The organism is Amycolatopsis sp. NPDC058986, assembly GCF_042741125.1.
GTDB lineage: Bacteria > Actinomycetota > Actinomycetes > Mycobacteriales > Pseudonocardiaceae > Amycolatopsis.
The window spans coordinates 65,759-82,602 of the sequence record NZ_JBHYJW010000010.1; the positions used below are offsets into that span (position 1 = coordinate 65,759).

General features: G+C 70.2%; 15 protein-coding genes. 5 read left to right on the forward strand and 10 right to left on the reverse strand.

The window, feature by feature from the left end:
- Window positions 1–411: 411 nt before the first annotated feature.
- Window positions 412–792: a hypothetical protein gene (locus ACFW0G_RS12065; RefSeq protein ID WP_378325045.1), complete on the forward strand. Its 381-nt coding sequence runs from the start codon at window positions 412–414 to the stop codon at window positions 790–792.
- 71 nt (window positions 793–863) lie between these two features.
- Here ACFW0G_RS12065 and ACFW0G_RS12070 read toward each other — a convergent pair whose 3' ends face one another.
- Together ACFW0G_RS12070 and ACFW0G_RS12075 are read right to left on the reverse strand one after the other, a co-directional pair.
- Complete coding sequence (locus tag ACFW0G_RS12070) at window positions 864–1,787, reverse strand: diacylglycerol kinase (RefSeq protein WP_378325046.1); 924 nt, start codon at window positions 1,785–1,787, stop codon at window positions 864–866.
- 76 nt (window positions 1,788–1,863) lie between these two features.
- Complete coding sequence (locus ACFW0G_RS12075) at window positions 1,864–3,444, reverse strand: FAD-binding oxidoreductase (RefSeq protein ID WP_378325047.1); 1,581 nt, start codon at window positions 3,442–3,444, stop codon at window positions 1,864–1,866.
- A gap of 65 nt (window positions 3,445–3,509) precedes the next feature.
- On the opposite strand from ACFW0G_RS12075, the gene ACFW0G_RS12080 reads away from it, so the two are divergent.
- The 3 genes from ACFW0G_RS12080 (at window position 3,510) to ACFW0G_RS12090 (ending at window position 6,509) form a co-directional block, all read left to right on the forward strand.
- Window positions 3,510–4,100 (forward strand): TetR/AcrR family transcriptional regulator, encoded by a 591-nt coding sequence (locus tag ACFW0G_RS12080; protein WP_378325048.1) that lies wholly within the window; start codon window positions 3,510–3,512, stop codon window positions 4,098–4,100.
- A complete protein-coding gene (locus ACFW0G_RS12085; RefSeq protein ID WP_378325049.1) occupies window positions 4,097–5,614 on the forward strand; it encodes a glycerol-3-phosphate dehydrogenase/oxidase in 1,518 nt (505 codons plus the stop codon). The genes ACFW0G_RS12080 and ACFW0G_RS12085 overlap by 4 nt, the downstream gene beginning before the upstream one ends.
- Before the next feature lie 94 nt (window positions 5,615–5,708).
- The gene (locus tag ACFW0G_RS12090) at window positions 5,709–6,509 is read left to right on the forward strand and encodes a TIGR03084 family metal-binding protein (protein ID WP_378325050.1); all 801 of its coding nucleotides are present in this window, start codon (window positions 5,709–5,711) and stop codon (window positions 6,507–6,509) included.
- A gap of 18 nt (window positions 6,510–6,527) precedes the next feature.
- On the opposite strand, the gene ftsW is transcribed toward ACFW0G_RS12090, so the two are convergent.
- The 7 genes from ftsW to ACFW0G_RS12125 form a co-directional block, all read right to left on the reverse strand.
- Window positions 6,528–7,841 carry a putative lipid II flippase FtsW gene (ftsW, locus tag ACFW0G_RS12095; RefSeq protein ID WP_378325051.1) on the reverse strand — a complete coding sequence of 438 codons (1,314 nt, stop codon included), beginning with the start codon at window positions 7,839–7,841 and terminating at the stop codon, window positions 6,528–6,530.
- A gap of 226 nt (window positions 7,842–8,067) precedes the next feature.
- Window positions 8,068–8,844, reverse strand: coding sequence for an SDR family NAD(P)-dependent oxidoreductase (locus ACFW0G_RS12100; protein WP_378325052.1), 777 nt, complete (start codon window positions 8,842–8,844; stop codon window positions 8,068–8,070).
- Window positions 8,845–8,865: 21 nt separating this feature from the next.
- The gene (locus ACFW0G_RS12105) at window positions 8,866–9,660 is read right to left on the reverse strand and encodes an enoyl-CoA hydratase/isomerase family protein (RefSeq protein ID WP_378325053.1); all 795 of its coding nucleotides are present in this window, start codon (window positions 9,658–9,660) and stop codon (window positions 8,866–8,868) included.
- A 76-nt stretch (window positions 9,661–9,736) separates the two neighbouring features.
- Window positions 9,737–10,912 carry a CaiB/BaiF CoA transferase family protein gene (locus tag ACFW0G_RS12110; protein WP_378325054.1) on the reverse strand — a complete coding sequence of 392 codons (1,176 nt, stop codon included), beginning with the start codon at window positions 10,910–10,912 and terminating at the stop codon, window positions 9,737–9,739.
- 14 nt (window positions 10,913–10,926) lie between these two features.
- Window positions 10,927–12,369: a class I adenylate-forming enzyme family protein gene (locus tag ACFW0G_RS12115; RefSeq protein WP_378325055.1), complete on the reverse strand. Its 1,443-nt coding sequence runs from the start codon at window positions 12,367–12,369 to the stop codon at window positions 10,927–10,929.
- A complete protein-coding gene (locus tag ACFW0G_RS12120) occupies window positions 12,366–13,532 on the reverse strand; it encodes an extracellular solute-binding protein (protein WP_378325056.1) in 1,167 nt (388 codons plus the stop codon). Before ACFW0G_RS12120 ends, ACFW0G_RS12115 begins: the two co-directional genes overlap by 4 nt.
- A complete protein-coding gene (locus tag ACFW0G_RS12125; RefSeq protein ID WP_378325057.1) occupies window positions 13,529–14,899 on the reverse strand; it encodes a sugar porter family MFS transporter in 1,371 nt (456 codons plus the stop codon). Before ACFW0G_RS12125 ends, ACFW0G_RS12120 begins: the two co-directional genes overlap by 4 nt.
- Window positions 14,900–14,971: 72 nt before the next feature.
- Here ACFW0G_RS12125 and ACFW0G_RS12130 point away from each other — a divergent pair, with 72 nt between their 5' ends.
- Window positions 14,972–16,024, forward strand: a complete 1,053-nt coding sequence (locus tag ACFW0G_RS12130) for a LacI family DNA-binding transcriptional regulator (protein ID WP_378325058.1) — start codon at window positions 14,972–14,974, stop codon at window positions 16,022–16,024.
- A gap of 74 nt (window positions 16,025–16,098) precedes the next feature.
- Here the strand turns inward: ACFW0G_RS12130 and ACFW0G_RS12135 are convergent, their stop codons facing one another.
- Window positions 16,099–16,752 (reverse strand): TetR/AcrR family transcriptional regulator, encoded by a 654-nt coding sequence (locus ACFW0G_RS12135; protein ID WP_378325059.1) that lies wholly within the window; start codon window positions 16,750–16,752, stop codon window positions 16,099–16,101.
- Window positions 16,753–16,844: the final 92 nt, after the last annotated feature.

Here is a 16,844-nt window from a genome sequence, read left to right on the forward strand (position 1 = left end):
GACGTTGAACGTCCCGAACGACGCTTTCGGGACATCCTCGAACAACGTGTAGCGGGACGTCGGTCATCGTGCTGGTTCGTCCCTTGTGGACTCGGCGGACTCGCGGTGGACAGCGTGTACCACCAATCCGGGAAGGTGCCATCGAACCGGACGGTGCCCGGATCGGGTGAGCCAACATAGTCCGGAATCGGGGACCTCGCACCCCGGCGTTGTAGCTCGAAAGTGTTTGTCTGCACCAAGAGTCCGTCGAAGGAGGTCCACACGCGACACCTTCGAGTGATCAAGCCCGTGTTTTCTTTTCGTGACCCGGTTCTGCGCGGAGACTGCTCGGTAGTCGCAGGTGACCACGAGGACGGAAGTCCTTGGCCGCCATCGGCTATCCCTGAAGTGACGTGGAGAGGAAGCGTTCTCGTGAGTATGGTTTCGCTGAAGAGGACTGTGATCGCCGGCGTGCTCGTGGGTGGTGCGATGGTGGTCGCGGCAGGCACGGCGTCGGCCTCGCCGGCGACGACGACGGATCACGGCAGGGGTGACCACCGCAACCACGGCGGCATCAGCGTACTGAACAACGCGTGCGCGCTTCCGTGGCTCTGGAACGGCCCCGGCAACGTGGGCAACATCGGGAGTGGCAACGACTACAGTGCCTGCAACGGCAACGTGTCCGGAGGGCACCACGGCATCGAGGTGGGCAACAACCTCTGTGTCGCCCCGTGGCTGTGGAACGGCCCGCTCAACTGGCTCAACCCGGCCAGTCCCTCCAACTACAAGGCCTGCAACGGCAACAAGTCCTGATCCCGGCTCGATGACATGACGGCGTGGCGCTGTCGGCAACTCCAGCCTGCCGACCGCGCCACGCCGTTGTCTTATGTGGACAGACGGGATTCCTTGCGGGGAACGAGAACGGACAGCGCCCCCGGCAGGACGCTGACTTCCACCGGCAGCGGGGCGACCGGTTCGCCGTCGGCGTAGGTCGTGATCCCTGGCGATTCCAGCCGCACCGACGCGGTCCGGTAGGTGTCCACCCCGGCGTGCCGGACATGCGTTCCGGCGAACACGGTGGGCAGGAATCGCAGCGCCGTCCGGCGTGGCATGGCACGCACCACGGTCACGTCGAGCAGGCCGTCGGTGTGGTCGGCGCCGGGACAGATCCGCATCCCGCCGCCGTAGCTCGCGGTGTTGCCGACCGCCGCGAGCAGGACGTCCTGCTCCAGCACGAGCCCGTTGTCCAGGGTCAGCCGGAACGGCAACGGCCGCAGATTCGCGAACTCCGCGAGAATCGCCAGGTTGTACCGGGCCCGCCCGCGCGGCCACCGGAGCCTGTTGGCGCGGTCGTTGACCAGTGAGTCGAACCCCGCCGCCAGCACGGAACCGAAGTAGCGGCGGGTGCCGTCGTCCGCCTCGATCCGGCCGACGTCCACCGTCTCGACGTGGCCGTCGGCGATCACGTCGGCGGCGGCTTCGGGGTCGCCGGTCGGCAGGCCGTACGCCCTGGCGTGGTCGTTTCCCGTCCCGGCGGGGACGATGCCGAGCGGGACATCGCTGCCGGTCAATGCCTGCAACGCCAGGCAGATCATGCCGTCTCCGCCGACCACCACCAGCGCGTCGACCCGCTGCCGGACCGCTTCGGCCGCGAGCCGGAAGGCGTCCTCCGCGTCCCCGCCCGCGACGTCGAGAACGTCGACGCCGCGGTCACGCAGGCGTCGGGTCGCCTGCCGGGCCGCCCGGTCGGCGTGCCCGGCACCGGCGGCCGGATTGGTCAGCACCACCACCGAGCGGATGTCCTTCATGCGATCGACTCGCTTCGCGAGACAGTGTTGAATCCCTTTTGGCGCATGATATCCATGGTTCGCTCGCAAGCATCGCTCACGGAATCAGTTTCCCAGGATTGAGAATCCCCGCCGGGTCGACCGCGTCCTTGACCGCGCGCAGGATCCGGACCCCGAGCTCGCCGACCTCGGTGCTCATCCACGGCCGGTGGTCCGCGCCCACGGCGTGGTGATGGGTGATCGTCCCGCCCGCGGCCATGATCGCGTCCCCCGCCGCGCGTTTCGCGTGCGACCACTGGGCGATCGGGTCGCCCTTCTGTGCGGCGACGACGGTGAAGTACAGCGACGCGCCGGTCGGGTACACGTGCGAAATGTGGCACATCACCAGTGACTCGGTGCCGGTCTCCCGCAGGGATTCCTGGAGCGCGGTGGTGACGGCGGCCTTGAGATTGTCCACATTGGACCACTGGGTCGCGGTCTCCAGCGTCTCGCACAACGCGCCGGCGTCCAAAAGGGAATCACGGAGGTACGGGGCGCCGAACCGGCCGTGTTCCCAAGCCACCGCGGGCTCTTCGCCCAGCGACGTGCCGCCCGCGGCGAGCAGGACGGCGCGGGTGCGCTCGTGCCGCGCCGCCACCTGCTCAGCGGTCCCCTCGAACACCGTCACCGCGAGGCAGCCACCGGCGACCTGGTCGCCGCCGACGTGATCGGTCATCGCGAGGTTGATCCCGGTCTCGGCCTCGTCGGACAGGCGAAGCACGGTGGGCCCGGTCTCCTGCTGTTCGACGGCGCGCAGCGCGGCCGCGCCAGTGGCGAAGTCCGGGAAGTTCCACGCCTCGTGGATTTTCGCGGCGGGCAGCGGGTGCACGCGCAGCCGGACCGCGGTGATCACGCCGAACACGCCCTCGGAGCCGAGGAACACCTCACGCAGGTCCGGCCCTGCCGCCGAGGCGGGTGCGCGGCCGAGGTCGAGAATGCCGGACGGGGTGACGACGCGCAGGCCGCGGACCATCTCGTCGAACCGGCCGTAGCCCGCGGAATCCTGGCCGGACGAGCGGGTCGCGGCGAACCCGCCGATCGTCGCGAACCGGAAGCTCTGCGGGTAGTGCCCGAGTTCGAATCCTTGCGCGGCAAGCAGTTCTTCGGCCTTCGGGCCGGGGAGACCCGCGCCGAGCGTCGCCTCGCCGGACACCGGGTCGAGCGCTTCGAGCCGGTCGAAGCGGCGCAGGTCGAGCGTGATCACCGCGGTGAAGTCGCCGCGGATCGGGTCCACGCCGCCGACCACGCTCGTCCCGCCGCCGAACGGCACCACCGCGATCCGGCGCCGCACGCAGTGGGCGAGGACGGCGGCGATGTCGTCCTCCGAACCGGGCAGCACAACGGCGTCCGGCGCGTCCTGGGGTTCGCTGCTCCGGCGGCGGTAAAGATCCACAGTGGACTTCCCGCCCGCGCGGGGCAGGCGATCGGCGTCGGCGACGCCGACGTACTCGGGTCCGACGATGGCGGCCAGCGCGGCGCGATCCTCCTCCGGCAGTGCCGAAGGCAGCAAGCGGACGTCGTCGGCGGACCGCTCGGCTACGTCGTCGGCCGACGTGCCCAGCACCTGCTGGAGCAACTGTTTGATGTTGTCCGACAACGGTTTCGCCAGGGCGGGGTCGCCCCAGGCGTCCCATCGCATGGGTGGGCGGGGCAGTGAACGAGGTGCTTGCGTTCCGGCGGCCATGGGCTACAGTGTTACACATAATGTCAAGCCGTAACGATCCCCGACGGGGTGATTCCCGCAGCACCGACGACGTCATCCTCGACGCCGCCGCCGAGTTGATCGTCCACTTCGGTGTGCAGCGCACCCAGCTGGCCGAGATCGCACGGCGTGCCGGCGTCAGCAGGCCCACGGTGTACCGGCGCTGGCCCGACGTCCGCGCGGTCATCGGCGCGCTGCTGACCCGCGAGGTCCTGCGGACGCGCGAGGCCGTTCCGGACACCGGCGACGACCGCGAATCCCTGGTGGAGCGGTCGGTCGAGATCGCGATCCGGATCCGGGACCACCCGCTGCTCGGCGCGTTGCTCGTCTCGGAACCGCAGCTGCTCACCGAATACGTCGTCGAGCGGCTCGGCACCAGCCAGCGCGGCCTGCTCGCGGCGCTGGCCGACGGGATCGAACGGGGCCAGAAGCACGGCTCGATCCGTGCCGGGAACCCGATGGAGCTGGCCGCGATGGTGCTGCTCATCGCCCAGTCGACCGTCCAATCGCACCGCATGGTCGCGGACCTGCTGCCCGACGAGGCGTGGCGGCGCGAACTCGCCAAGGCACTGAACGGATATCTCGCCTCATGACAGTCCTCAATGGACAGACGCGTGCTCGCGCGCTGGAAGAACTCGCCGATGTCGACGTCCTGGTCATCGGTGGTGGCGTCACCGGCGCGGGCGCCGCGCTGGACGCCGCGTCACGCGGGCTGCGGACGGTGCTCGTCGAGGCGCACGACCTCGCGTTCGGCACCAGCCGCTGGAGCTCGAAGCTGGTGCACGGCGGCCTGCGTTACCTGGCGAGCGGCCAGGTCGGTGTCGCCCACGAAAGCGCTGTCGAACGCGGGATCCTGATGACCCGGACCGCCCCGCACCTGATCCGGCCGCTGCCCCAGCTCGTCCCGCTGGTGCCCTCGATCGGCCGCGCGCAGCGGCTGGTCATCCGGGCGGGATTCCTGGCCGGGGACGCCCTGCGTGTCGGCGCCCGGACCCCGGCGTCGAGGTTGCCGCCGGCGCGGCGCATCGGCCCGGCCGAGGCTCTCGCGCTCACTCCGCAGATCCGCGCGGACGGGCTCGGCGGTGCGTTCGTCGCGCACGACGGCCAGCTCGTCGACGACGCGCGGCTCGTCGTGACGATCGCACGGACGGCCGCCGAGCACGGCGCGAAGGTGCTCACCCGCGTGCGTGCCGAGGACGTCGACGGCACGTCCGCGCGGCTGACCGACACGCTCACCGGCGAAACCCTGACGCTGCGCGCCCGAGCGGTGATCAACGCGGCCGGGGTCTGGTCGGGCGAGGTGGACCGGTCGATCCGGCTGCGGCCCAGCCGGGGCACGCATCTGGTCTTCGACGCCGCCGCGTTCGGCCACCCGCGCGCCGCGCTGACCGTGCCGATCCCCGGTTCGACCAGCCGGTTCGTGTTCGCGCTGCCGCAGCAGCTCGGCCGGGTCGTGGTCGGCCTCACCGACGTCGACGCGCCCGGTCCGATCCCCGACGTCCCGGTGGCGGACGAGGACGAGGTCACCTTCCTGCTCGACACGGTCAACGCCTACCTGCGGACTCCGGTGACCCGCGACGACGTGCGCGGAAGCTACTCGGGGCTGCGGCCGCTCATCGACTCCGGCGGTGGCAGCACCGCCGACCTGTCGCGCCGGCACGCCGTCCGCGAGTCACCGTCCGGGGTCGTCACGGTCGTCGGCGGGAAGCTCACCACCTACCGCAGGATGGCGCAGGACGCCGTCGACGCCGCCGTCCGGCTGCGCGGGCTGAGCGCGCTGCCCTGCCGCACCACGACGTTGCCGCTGGTCGGCGCGCCGGGCCATCCGGACAGCGTGCCGTCAGGGGGACTCCCGGCGTCGCTGGTCGCGAGGTACGGCGGTTCCGCTCGTGCCGTCGTCGACGCCGCGACGGTGCCGCGTCCGCTGGAACCGGTCGCCGACGGGATCGACGTCACGCGTGCCGAGGTCGAGTTCGCCGTGTCCCATGAGGGCGCGCTCGACGTCGCCGATGTCCTCGAGCGACGTACCCGGCTCGGGCTCGTTCCTGCCGATGCCGGGCGCGCCGAGTCCGCCGTGACCGAAATCGTTGCCGCGCACCACCTCTGAGCCACAGCTGTGCACGGTGGGAGAAGACCACGGCCGTTCGCTGGCGGACACTCGGGACACAGGGAAGGGCCCGTTGCCGCCAAGGAGGACTGTCGTGACCGACCTGCGTACCGTGATCGCGGCTCTGACGGCCGAGGCCGCCGAGGTCGACCGCCTCGTCGCGGATCTCAGCCCGGAGCAGTGGCGGCTCGACACGCCCGCGCCCGGCTGGAAGATCACCCACCAGATCGGCCACCTCGCGTTCATCTTCCGCATCGCCGGGATGGCGGCCGCGGACCCGGCCGGGTTCGGCGAGCTGACCTCGGGGGTGAAGGACGGCAAGGCCTTCGACGCCGCGGTGAACGGCGCGCTCGCCGAGTTCGTCAACGACCCGCCGGAGGTGCTGCTTTCCCGCTGGCGCACGGAGCGGGACACCGGCATCAAGGCGCTGGCCGCGGTCCCGGCCGACGCGCTCGTGCCGTGGCTGGTCAACCCGCTGCCGCCGTTCGTGCTGGCCTGCGCCGGGATGATGGAGCTGTTCGCGCACGGCCAGGACATCGCGGACGCGCTCGACCTCCAGCCGGCGCGCACCGACCGGATCGTCTTCCTCGCCGGTTTCATCGCGCGGACCTGGAACTTCGGCTACCAGGCGCGGAACCTGCCCACCCCGGACGCCGAGTTCCGGTTCGAGCTGACCACGCCGTCGGGCAAGCCGTGGGCCACCGGGCCGGAGGACGCCACGCAGCGGATCGCCGGGCCGGTCCTGGATCTCTGCCTGCTCGCCACGCGCCGTCGTCACCGTGACGACCTCGCGCTCACCGCGACCGGCGACGTCGCCGAGCAGTGGCTCGACATCGCGCAGGCGTACCGCGGCCCGGCGGGCGAAGGCCGCCGCCCCGGTCAGTTCCGCCGCTGACCTCCTCTCCGCAAGGGGTCAGCGAGGGGCGCGGCGCCGTGCGGGCGGCCGTGTCCGCGGGCGGGTGCGGGCCTGCGGGACGTACGGCTGGGGCGCGGGCAGCCGCAGCAGCGTGCCGAATTTGCCCGGCCCGTGGTTGCGCAGGGCCGCGACGGCCTGCGGCTCGTTGCGGGCGCAGTTGGCGAGGATGCCGAAGACGAGCATCGTGACCAGCAGCGACGATCCGCCGTAGGACACCAGCGGCAGCGTGACGCCGGTGACGGGCAGCAGGTTGACGACGTAGCCGATGTTGATCGCGGCCTGCGACACGACGAACAGCGTCAGGGTGCCGGCGACGATGCGGATCCACGGGTCGATGTTGCGGGTCGCGATCCGGATCCCGACGATCGTGACGCCGACGTACAGGCTGATCACGACTGCGCAGCCGAGGAAGCCGAGCTCCTCGCCGACGAGCGCGAAGATGAAGTCGTTCTGCACACCCGGCAGGTAGCCCCAGTTGGACATGCCCTGGCCGAGGCCCTTGCCGAAGAAGCCGCCGTCCGCCAGCGCGTACAGCGCCTGCTGTGCCTGGTAGCCCTCGTCACTCGTGTCCGGGCTGGAGGAGAGGAAGGACAGCACCCGCGCGAGGCGGTACTTCGCGACGACGGCGAGGACGCCCGCACCGGCGGCCGCGCCGAGCAGCAGCATCGCGAACAACCGCTTGGGCATCCCGGCGAACCACAGCAGCCCGAGCAGGACGACGCCGAGCGTGATCGTGCCGCTCAGGTTCGGCTGCGCCATCACGAGCGCGAACATCAGCAGCGCCGCCGGGACGACCGGGACCATGAGGTGCCGCCACTGGTGCAGCAGGTTGTACTTCGCTACGAGGACGTGGGCGCCCCACAGCGCCAGCGCGAGCTTCGCCACCTCCACCGGCTGGAACGACTGGCCGGCGATGACGAACCACCGCTGCGCCCCGCCGCCGCTGGACCCGAGCGGCGTCAGCACCAGCAGCAACGCCCCGATCGACACGATCATCGACGCGGGCGCGAGCTTCCGGATCTTCGCCAGCGGTGTGCGCAGCCCGAGCCAGAACACGAGGGCGCCGATGCCGAGGTAGACCAGGTGTTTCTGGAACTGCGCGTACTGCCCGGTGCCGGTCGCCGGGTCGTACGAGGACACCGAGGACGCGCTGAGCACCATCACCACGCCGATCACCGCGAGAATCCCGCACAACCCGAGTACCAGGTGGAACGACGCGAGCGGGCGCGACAACCAGCCGGTCAGGGCGTCTCGTACCGCGATCACGCCCGTTTTGCCGCGTTTCCGTGCGCCCGCCTGGCCGGCCGTCATGCTCTGGCGCCTCGACGGCGGTACGGGTCGGCGGTGGGCATGGGTCCTCCTCGGCTCATTGCTTCAATACTTGCACAACTATTTGACCATGTGGCCGGGACACGCTTCGCCCTCCTGCCAGGGGAACACGCCGGACCCGTGCCCGTCCGGAGGACACGCGTGACCAGACGCAGATCACGCGTGATCAGACGCAGATCACGCGTGATCAGACGGAGATCTCGCGTGATCAGACGGCGAGGCGGGCGGTGAGGCCGCCGTCGACGAGCAGCATCGTGCCGGTGATCGCGCTCGCGTCGGCGGAGGCGAGGAACGCGATCGCGGTGGCGACCTCGCGAGGTTCGATCACTCGCCCGATCAGGTGCTGGTTTCCCCAATCCGCGAACGCCTTCTCGGTGTCGCCGCCCGCGAACTGCCGCGCGCTGTCCTCCAGCATCGCCGTCCGGACCGAACCGGGGGCGACGCAGTTGACCCGGATGTGGTCCGGACCGTGGTCGATCGCGAGGGTCTTGGTCAGTGCCACCAGCGCCGCCTTGCTCGCGGTGTAGCTCGCGACCAGCGGCTGGCTCGCGAAGGCCTGTGCCGAGGACACCGAGACGATGGCTCCGCCGCCGCGCTCCCGCATCACCGGCACGCAGTGTTTCGCCAGGAGGTAAAGGCCCTTGACGTTGGTCTCGAGCACCGCGTCCCAGTCGGACTCCGGCGTGTCGACGACCGTGCCGTACTTGACGATTCCGGCACTTTGGACCAGTACGTCGATACCGCCCAAGGAGTCCGAAATGGACTTGACGGCCGTGGCGACTGACGCCGCGTCGCGGATGTCGCACGGCGTCGAGGCCGCCTTCCCGCCCGCGGCGGTGATCTCGGCGGCCACTGCGCTCGCAGCGGTGGCATCGATGTCAGCGACACCCACCGCCGCGCCACGCTCGGCCAGCAGGTGCGCGGTCGCCGCACCGATCCCGCTACCGCCGCCGGAGACCAGCGCGGCCCTGCCGTCGAATCCCATCGGACTCCTCCTCGAACGTGATCACCGGCCGCGGAAAACCGCCGCGCGCTTTTCCAGGAACGCGGCGACTCCCTCCCGCGCGTCGTCCGTTGTGGACAGCCAGGACAACACCTGCTGCTCGCGGGTGAGCGCGGCGGCGAGCCCGGTCTCGACGCCGTCGTCGACCAGCCGTTTGCCCTCCTGGACCGCGATTGGTGCCTGTGCGGCGATGGTCGCGGCCAGTTCGCCCGCGCGGGCCAGGAGATCGTCCGGCTCGGTCAGCGCGGTGAGCAGCCCGAGCCGTTGCGCCTCGTCGGGCTTGAGCCGCCGCCCGGTCAGCACCAGCTCCTTCGTGAGCCGAACGCCGATCTGCCGCGCCAGCCGCACGGTACCGCCCCCGCCGGGGAGCAGGCCGAGTGAGATCTCCGGCAGCCCGAACCGCGCGGCCGTGGAGGCCACGAGGAAATCGCAGCACAGCGCGATTTCGAAGCCGCCACCCAGCGCGTACCCGTTGACCGCCGCGATCGTCGGCTGGGGCAACTGGGCCAGCTGGTCGAAAACGCCGCGCGAAAGCTTCTGGTAGTCGTCGAACGCGGTCCGGGTGACCCCGGAGTACTCGTTGATGTCCGCTCCCGCGATGAACCCGCGCCCGGTGCCGGTCAGCACCAGCACGCGAACGTCCTCATCGGACCGCAGCGCGGTCAGGTAACCGCCCAGTGCCTCGACCATCGACCGGGACAAGGCGCCCAGCGCGCCTTCCCGGTCGATCCGCAACGTCGCGACGGCGCCCGTCCTGGTCTCCACGAGGTGCTGGTGTATCCGCCTTTCCCCGTTCATGCGAACGCCTCGCTCCGCGAGACAGTGTTCGATCCCTTTTGGCGCATGATATCCATGATTCGCTCGCAAGCTTCGCTCATGCGATGACTCCGTCCGCACGCAGCCGCGCGAGGTCGTCCGCGGAAAGCACTTCGCCGAGCACGTCGTCGGTGTGCTCGCCCACCGCGGGCGGCGCGTACCGCAGTGCCCACGGGGTTTCGGACATCCGGATCGGACAGCCGATCAGCTCGACCTCACGGCCGGAAGCGAGCCGGGTGCGGACGAGAAGATCCGAATCGTCGGCGCGCAGCTCGTCCACGGCCTCCTTGGTGCCGCGGACCCTGGCGCACCACACACCCGCGGGCAGCAACGTGTCCAGCCAGTCCTGTGTGGACCTTCGTGCGGTGCGTTCCTCGATGCGGTGCTTCACCTCGTCGCGGTTCTTCCACGCGTCGAGCCCGGCGATCTTCGGGACGTCGAACAGCGGGCCGACGACGTCCAGCGGGGCCATGGCGACCGCGAGCCAGCCGTCGGCGGTGCGATAGATCCCGAACGGGGCCTCCAGCCACGCCTGCCCGACGCCTGCGACCGACCGGCTGAACTCGGTGTCCTGATTGACCAGTGACGAGATCTCCTGACACTGCAACGAAATCGCGGTGGAGTAGAGGTCGACCTCGACCCGCTGGCCGACCCCGTGGCGCAGCCGCGCGACCAGTGCGGCGAGAATCCCGTTCGCCAGCGTCAGCGCGGTCGCGGCGTCCACGATCGCGGTCCCCGCCGGGGTCGGCGGGTCGCCCGCCCGGCCGCCGTTGGCCGCCAGGCCGGACATCGACTGGATCAGCAGATCCTGGCCGGGCCGGTTCTCCTTGGCGTAGCGCGTGTCCTGACCCCAGCCGGAACCCGAACAGTAGATGATGTCCGGTTTGACCCGCCGGAAATCCTCGTAGCCGAGACCGCGTTGGGCGAGCACGCCGGGCCGGAAGTTCTCCACCACGACGTCGCAGGTGGCGCCGATCTCCAGCAGCGCGTCCCGCACCTCGGCCGACCGCAGATCGGCGGCGACCGAGCGTTTGTTGCGGTTCATCGCGAGGAACGCGGCCGAGTCGCCGTCGACGAGGTCGCCCTGCATCCGCAGCCCGCGTTCCCATTCGCCGTCGATCCGCTCGACCTTGATCACGTCGGCGCCGAGGTCGGCCAGTACCTGGGTCCCGTACGGGCCGAGCATCATCTGCGTGAAATCGAGGACGCGAACGCCGTCCAACGCCTGTGGCACAGAACTTCCTCCTTCTACTGGAACCAGGATCGCAGCACCTGCTTGGCGACCTTGCCGGTGCTGTTGACGGGCAGCCGGTCGGCGAACACGATCCGCCGGGGCTTCTTGTACCCGGCCAGCCGATCCGCGCAGGCTCTTCGAATATCCACTGCGGACAGTTCGCGACCGTCCTTGGCGACGATCACCGCGGCAACGGTCTCACCCCACTGCGCGTCCGGAACTCCGAGCACGGCTACCGCGGCGACACCGTCGAGTGCCGCGATCACGTTCTCCACTTCGGCGGGATAGACGTTGAACCCGCCGGTGACGATCAGCTCGCTGCGGCGCCCGGTCAGGTGCAGGTAGCCGTCCTCGTCGACGAAGCCGAGATCGCCGGTGGCGAACCAGCCGCCCGCCGGGATCTCCACGCCGTTCCAGTACCCCGGCATGATCTGTGGCCCGCGAACCCGGATCTCGCCGATCCCGCCGTTCGGGACGCGTTCGCCCTGATCGTCCACAACGGACAACTCGACCGACGACACCGGTCGCCCCACCGAGGCGAGCCGGAGTGGATCGGGGCCGGCATGGTCCACTTCGGACAGTACGGTGAGCGGCGCGAGCGCTTCACTGAGCCCATAGAACTGGTACAGGACATCGCCGAACACCGCGCGCGCCCGGACCTGCGCGGGAATATGGATCGGCGCCCCGCCGTAGACCACCGCCTTCAGTGGCAACGCATCCTGCTCCGCGACGGCTACCAGGCGGTCCAGCATGGTCGGCACGAGCGGTATCGCGGTCACCCCATGTCGCCGGGCCGTGGCCAGTGCGGTTTCCGGGTCGAAACGCGGCAACGGCAACGCGGCCGCACCAGCCAGGGTGTACGCACTTCCCACCGAGCCACCGAAATGGCTGATCGGCGCCACGTGCAGCACGACGTCGCCGGGCCCGATCGGGGGCAGCGCGGTCCACATCGCCTCCAGCATCGCGACCCACGCCGCGCTCGTCACCCGGGCGCCCTTCGGCTTGCCCGTGCTCCCGGACGTGTACATCAGCGCGACGAGGTCGCCGGGCGAATGCGGTGGCTCGGGACCGGCACCGCCGCGGAGGAGCTGTTCCGGTGTGCACACGGAAAGTTCGTCCAGCCGCGTGGCGAGATCGGCCGCGCAGACGACGACGGCAGCCGCGCAGTCCGCGGCGATTCCGGCGATCTCCTCAGGATGCAGCCGGGTGCTGACCGCGACCCGCACGAACCCGCCGAGCCACACTCCGTGTTCGACCGCGAGGACCTCCGGCCGGTTGTCCAGCGCGATCACGACCCGATCCCCGGGCCGTAGTCCGAGTTCGGCCAGGGTGTACGCCACGGAACGTGCCTGGGCACCGAGTTCGGCGAACGTGATCGTGCCATGCTCGCCCAGTACGGCGGGGTGCTCGGCGAAACGCCGGTGCGCGGCGGAAACCAGCTCGGGCAACGTTGTCATAGGCCCGCGCTCGCGTAGGTCATCAGGCAGACGTCGTTGAACCGGCGGACGATTTCGACGGCACTGGCGCCTTGCCGTGCCAGCCGGTGGATCTCCAGCCCTGCGCGATGATGGACCGACGGATAGGCCGGATCACGTGGCCGGACGAACGCGTTGTCCAAGGTGGACAGCGTGCGAGAAAAGAAGTTCCCGCAACTCGCGTCGATCGCGGGGTCCGTCCACGCCGCGCGGTGACCGGGCTGGCCGCCGGACTCCACGTACTCCCCGGTCTGGCAACCCGGGCTGACGACGTACTCGAGAAACCGTGCCGCCGCTTCGGGTTCGGCACATCGCGAGGAGATGGTCAATCCGACCCCGCCGAGCAATGACCCCGCCGGTGCGCCGTCGAGGGAGGGAATATCCGCGTAGCGCACGGGATGCCCGGCACTGTCCACTCGGGAATAGTTCACGTAGCCGAAGATCATCGGCGCGTAGACGACGCTGTCCCCGCTGCGCATGGCTTCCAGCGTTTGGATGGGATCGCTGGTCCACGACACCGGGTCGGCCAGGTCCAGTAGGCGCTGCAACCGGATGGCCGCGGGCACGGCGACGTCGGGACGTAAACCGTAGCGGCCGAGCCAGCCTTCGTGCGTGCCCGCTTGCTGCGCGCACAGGGTGAGGAGGCTGCCGAGCAGATGCGTCGGATTCGCCGGGATGACGGCTTTCCGGTGGCGGGGAAGGGACTTGAGCAGCTCGAAAACGCCGTCCCAGGTACGCGGCGGCGTGCTCCAGCCGAGCTGGCCGAGCACGTCCGGCCGATACGCCGTCGTCTGCGCCGCCGCGTCCATCGCCACCGCCCATTGGCTGCCGGCCCAGGTGTAGCTAGCGTAGCTCGGCCCGGCGCTCCCCGCCCGTTGCGCGGCCAGCGACCCCGCGGACATGACCTTTTCGAGCGGGAGCAGCGCCTCCGTCGTCTGCGCCTGGCCGACGTAGGGGTGGTCCATCGCGATCAGATCGTACCGGTCCGCCAGCTCGGTGATCGGCATGTCCTCGAAGTCCTGGAGCGAGCGGGAGTCCCAGACGACCGACACCCTCGGATTCGCTTCCGTGTACACAGTGGACACCGCACGCAAGCAGCCGATCCCACGTTGATGGCCCCACGCCATCCCCCGCAGCACGATCATGAGGCCACCGCCGGTGCGCCGCCGGAGATCTCTTCGAGCGAACGCCGCTTCGTTTCCGGCACCAGCCGCACGCAGAAAAGCGTCGCCGCCGCGCAGGCGACCGCGAAGATCCAGAACGTCGCGGTGGCGCCCGCGGCGGCGATCAGCAGCGGGAAAGTCAGCGCCACCACGAAGTTCGCGAGCCAGTGTGCCATCGTGGCCATGCCGACCGCGGCACCGCGGACCTTCGGCGGGTAGATCTCGGAAATCAGCACCCACAGGATCGCCCCGACGCCGAAGGCGAAGAATCCGATGTAGACAGCCATACAGGCCAGCGCGAACCACGCCACGGCACCACCCTGCGCGGGCAGCAGGTACACCAGGCCGAGCAGCAGCATGCCCGCGCCCATCCCGGTGAACGCGGTGATCACCATGGGCCGCCTGCCCACGCGGTCGACGAGCGTCATCGCGACGACGGTCATCAGCACGTTGATCACCCCGACACCGACCTGCGCGAGGATCGAGCCCGACGCGCCGAATCCGGAGTCCGCCAGCACGGACGGCGCGAAGTAGATGATCGTGTTGACCCCGGCGATCTGCGAGAACACCGCCAGGCCCATGCCGACGACGAGCATCGGCCGCACCGAGCGGTCCCGTAGTACGCCGCGGGCCGCGACCGACGTCCGGTCCCGCTCGTCGGCGGCGCGGATTTCGGCCAGTTCGGATTCGACGTCTTCCTTGCCGTGGATCGAGCGCAGCACCGTCCTGGCCTGGCCGGGCAGCTGCCGCCGGACCAGGTTGCGGGGCGTTTCCGGCAGGAACCACATGCCCGCGCCGAGCAGCGCGGCGGGGACGACGGCCAGGCCGAGCATCCAGCGCCAGCCCTCGATCGGCGCGAACGCGAACCCGACGGCGTAGGAGACGACGATGCCGATGGTGACCATCAGCTGGTTGCAGTTGACCAGCGCGCCGCGCCGGTCGGCGGGCACCATCTCGGCGATGTACAGCGGGACGACCGCCGAGGCCGGGCCGATTGCCAGGCCGAGGACGAACCGGCCGAGCACCAGCAGGGTCTCGTCCGGGGCGAGCCCGGCCAGCAGCGCGCCCACCGCGAAGACGGCTGCGGTGCCGAGCAGCACCGCGCGCCTGCCGTACCGGTCGGCCAGCCTGCCCGACACGAGCGAGCCGATCGTGGCCCCGACCAGCAGCGAGCTGACGACCACGCCCTCCATGAGCGCGGACAGGTGGAACTCGGTCCGGATGAACAGCAGGCCACCGGAGATGATCCCGGTGTCGTAGCCGAAAAGCAGTCCGCCGAGCGCCGCGACGACCGCGACGGAGCGGACGAAGCGTGTGTTCGCGCTGGGCGAGGGCACCGCGGACTCCATCGTCCGATCTCCTCACTGTGGCGGGGACCCGTCGGTAAGTAAATCGATTTACCGCGAGGTAAGCTTGCGTCCGTGCCCGAGAACTGTCAACCGTCGAGCTCGTCACGGCCGCATAACGGCCGCGCCAAGATGAGCGACGTCGCGCGTGCCGCCGGCGTCAGTGCGGCCGTGGTGTCCCGGCTCCTGCGCGGCGACGAGACGCTGCGGATCCGGGAGGACACCCGGCAGCGGGTACTCGCTGTCGCCGAGGAGCTGAACTACACGCCCAACGAGGTCGCGCGGGCGTTGCGGAAGGCCGAGGTCGGCATCATCGGGATGGCGGTGCACGACACCAGCAACCCGGTGTACAGCGAAATCCTCGACGGCGCGCAGGCCGAGGCCAGCGCGAACGGCTTCGCCCTGCTCCTCGCCGACGCGGACGAACTCGCGCGGGGCGACAAGGCCTTCGAGCGGATCGTGCGGGGCAACCGGATCGACGGCCTGTTGCTGCAACGCGGCAGTACCACCGCCGACGACACGGTCGCCAACATCGCTTCGGCGCGGCTGCCGCTGGTGCTCGTCAACGACCGCACGCGGGACGACGTGGGCAGTGTCGCACTCGACGACGAAGCGGCCGCGCACGTCGCCACCCGGCACCTGCTCGACCTGGGGCACGCCGCGATCGGGCATCTCAAGCTGGGCGCGCCCAAGGCCCGTTCCGAGGCGCGGGTCCGCGGCTGGCGGAACGCGCTGCGTGCGGCGGGTGTCCAAGATGGACCGTCGCTCGCCGGTGGCCACACGACCGACGCGGGCGGGGTGGCGCTGGCGAAACTGCTCGCCGCGAGCCCGGACGTCACCGCGATCGTGGTCAGCAACGTTCTTTCGGCGGTCGGCGCGATGACCGCCGCTCGCGCGGCCGGGCTCGAAGTCCCCCGCGATCTGTCGATCGTCGCGCTGCACGACGTCTTCTTCGCCGAGCACCTCTCGCCGCCGCTGACCGTGGTGCGGCTTCCGTTGCGGGAACTGGGACGACGCTCGGTCGCGGCGATTCTGCGTCAGCTCGACGGCGCCCCGCCGCGACACGAGGTCATCCGCGAACCCGCCCCGGAACTGGTCATCCGAGGCTCCACGGCCCCGCCCCGCTGAGACGCTCCGGCGCACTCGCGTGCTTGGGGCGCGATCTCGCGTGATTGAACGGAGATCTCACGTGATTGGGGGCGTCACTCGCTCGGGCGGAGGGTTTGGACGATGGGGGTGAGGTAGAGGTCGGCTAGGCGGCGGCGTCCGGCCGGGGAGTCGAGGGGCAGCACGGTGTCCGGGGTGATGACCAGGGAGATGACCGTGCGCGCGATGAGTTCGGCGGCGCAGTCGATGTCCTCGTCCGGCAGGACGAGCCGCCCGGCGCCGACCTCGTCGCGGATGTGCCCGGCGATCCACGCCCGCGCGGCGGCGATCAGGGTGCCCGCCTGCGTGGTCAGGTGCGGCAGGATCAGTTCGGGTTCGGTGCGCAGCAGCCGGTTGAGCAGCCGGTGCCCGCGCAGGAAGTCCAGGCAGAAGATCAGGCCCTCGATGAGCTTGGCCTCCGGCGTCGGCTCGGCGGCGATGACCGCGTCGACCTTGGTGAGGAAGCGCCGCAGCTCACGCATGAGCAGCGCGTTGAGCAGCTGGTCCTTCTTGGGGAAGTACCGGTAGATCGTCACGCGGGAGACCCGGACCCGGCGGGCGACGTCGTCGATGGTGAAGCGTCGCAGCCCGAAGTCCTCGGCCTGTTGCAGGGCCGCGCCCATGATGCGTTCGGTCGTCTCGTCGTCCGGCAGCTCGCTGTCGAGTGCCCGCTTCAGCAGGTTGTCGTCGTCGAGGGTGTCACCGCGCATGACAAAACCTTATCCTGCCGACCTGACGGACTTTACAACTTGACTTTCATTGTTACATGCGTTCTGATGCTAAGCCATAAGGCCCGGCTCCG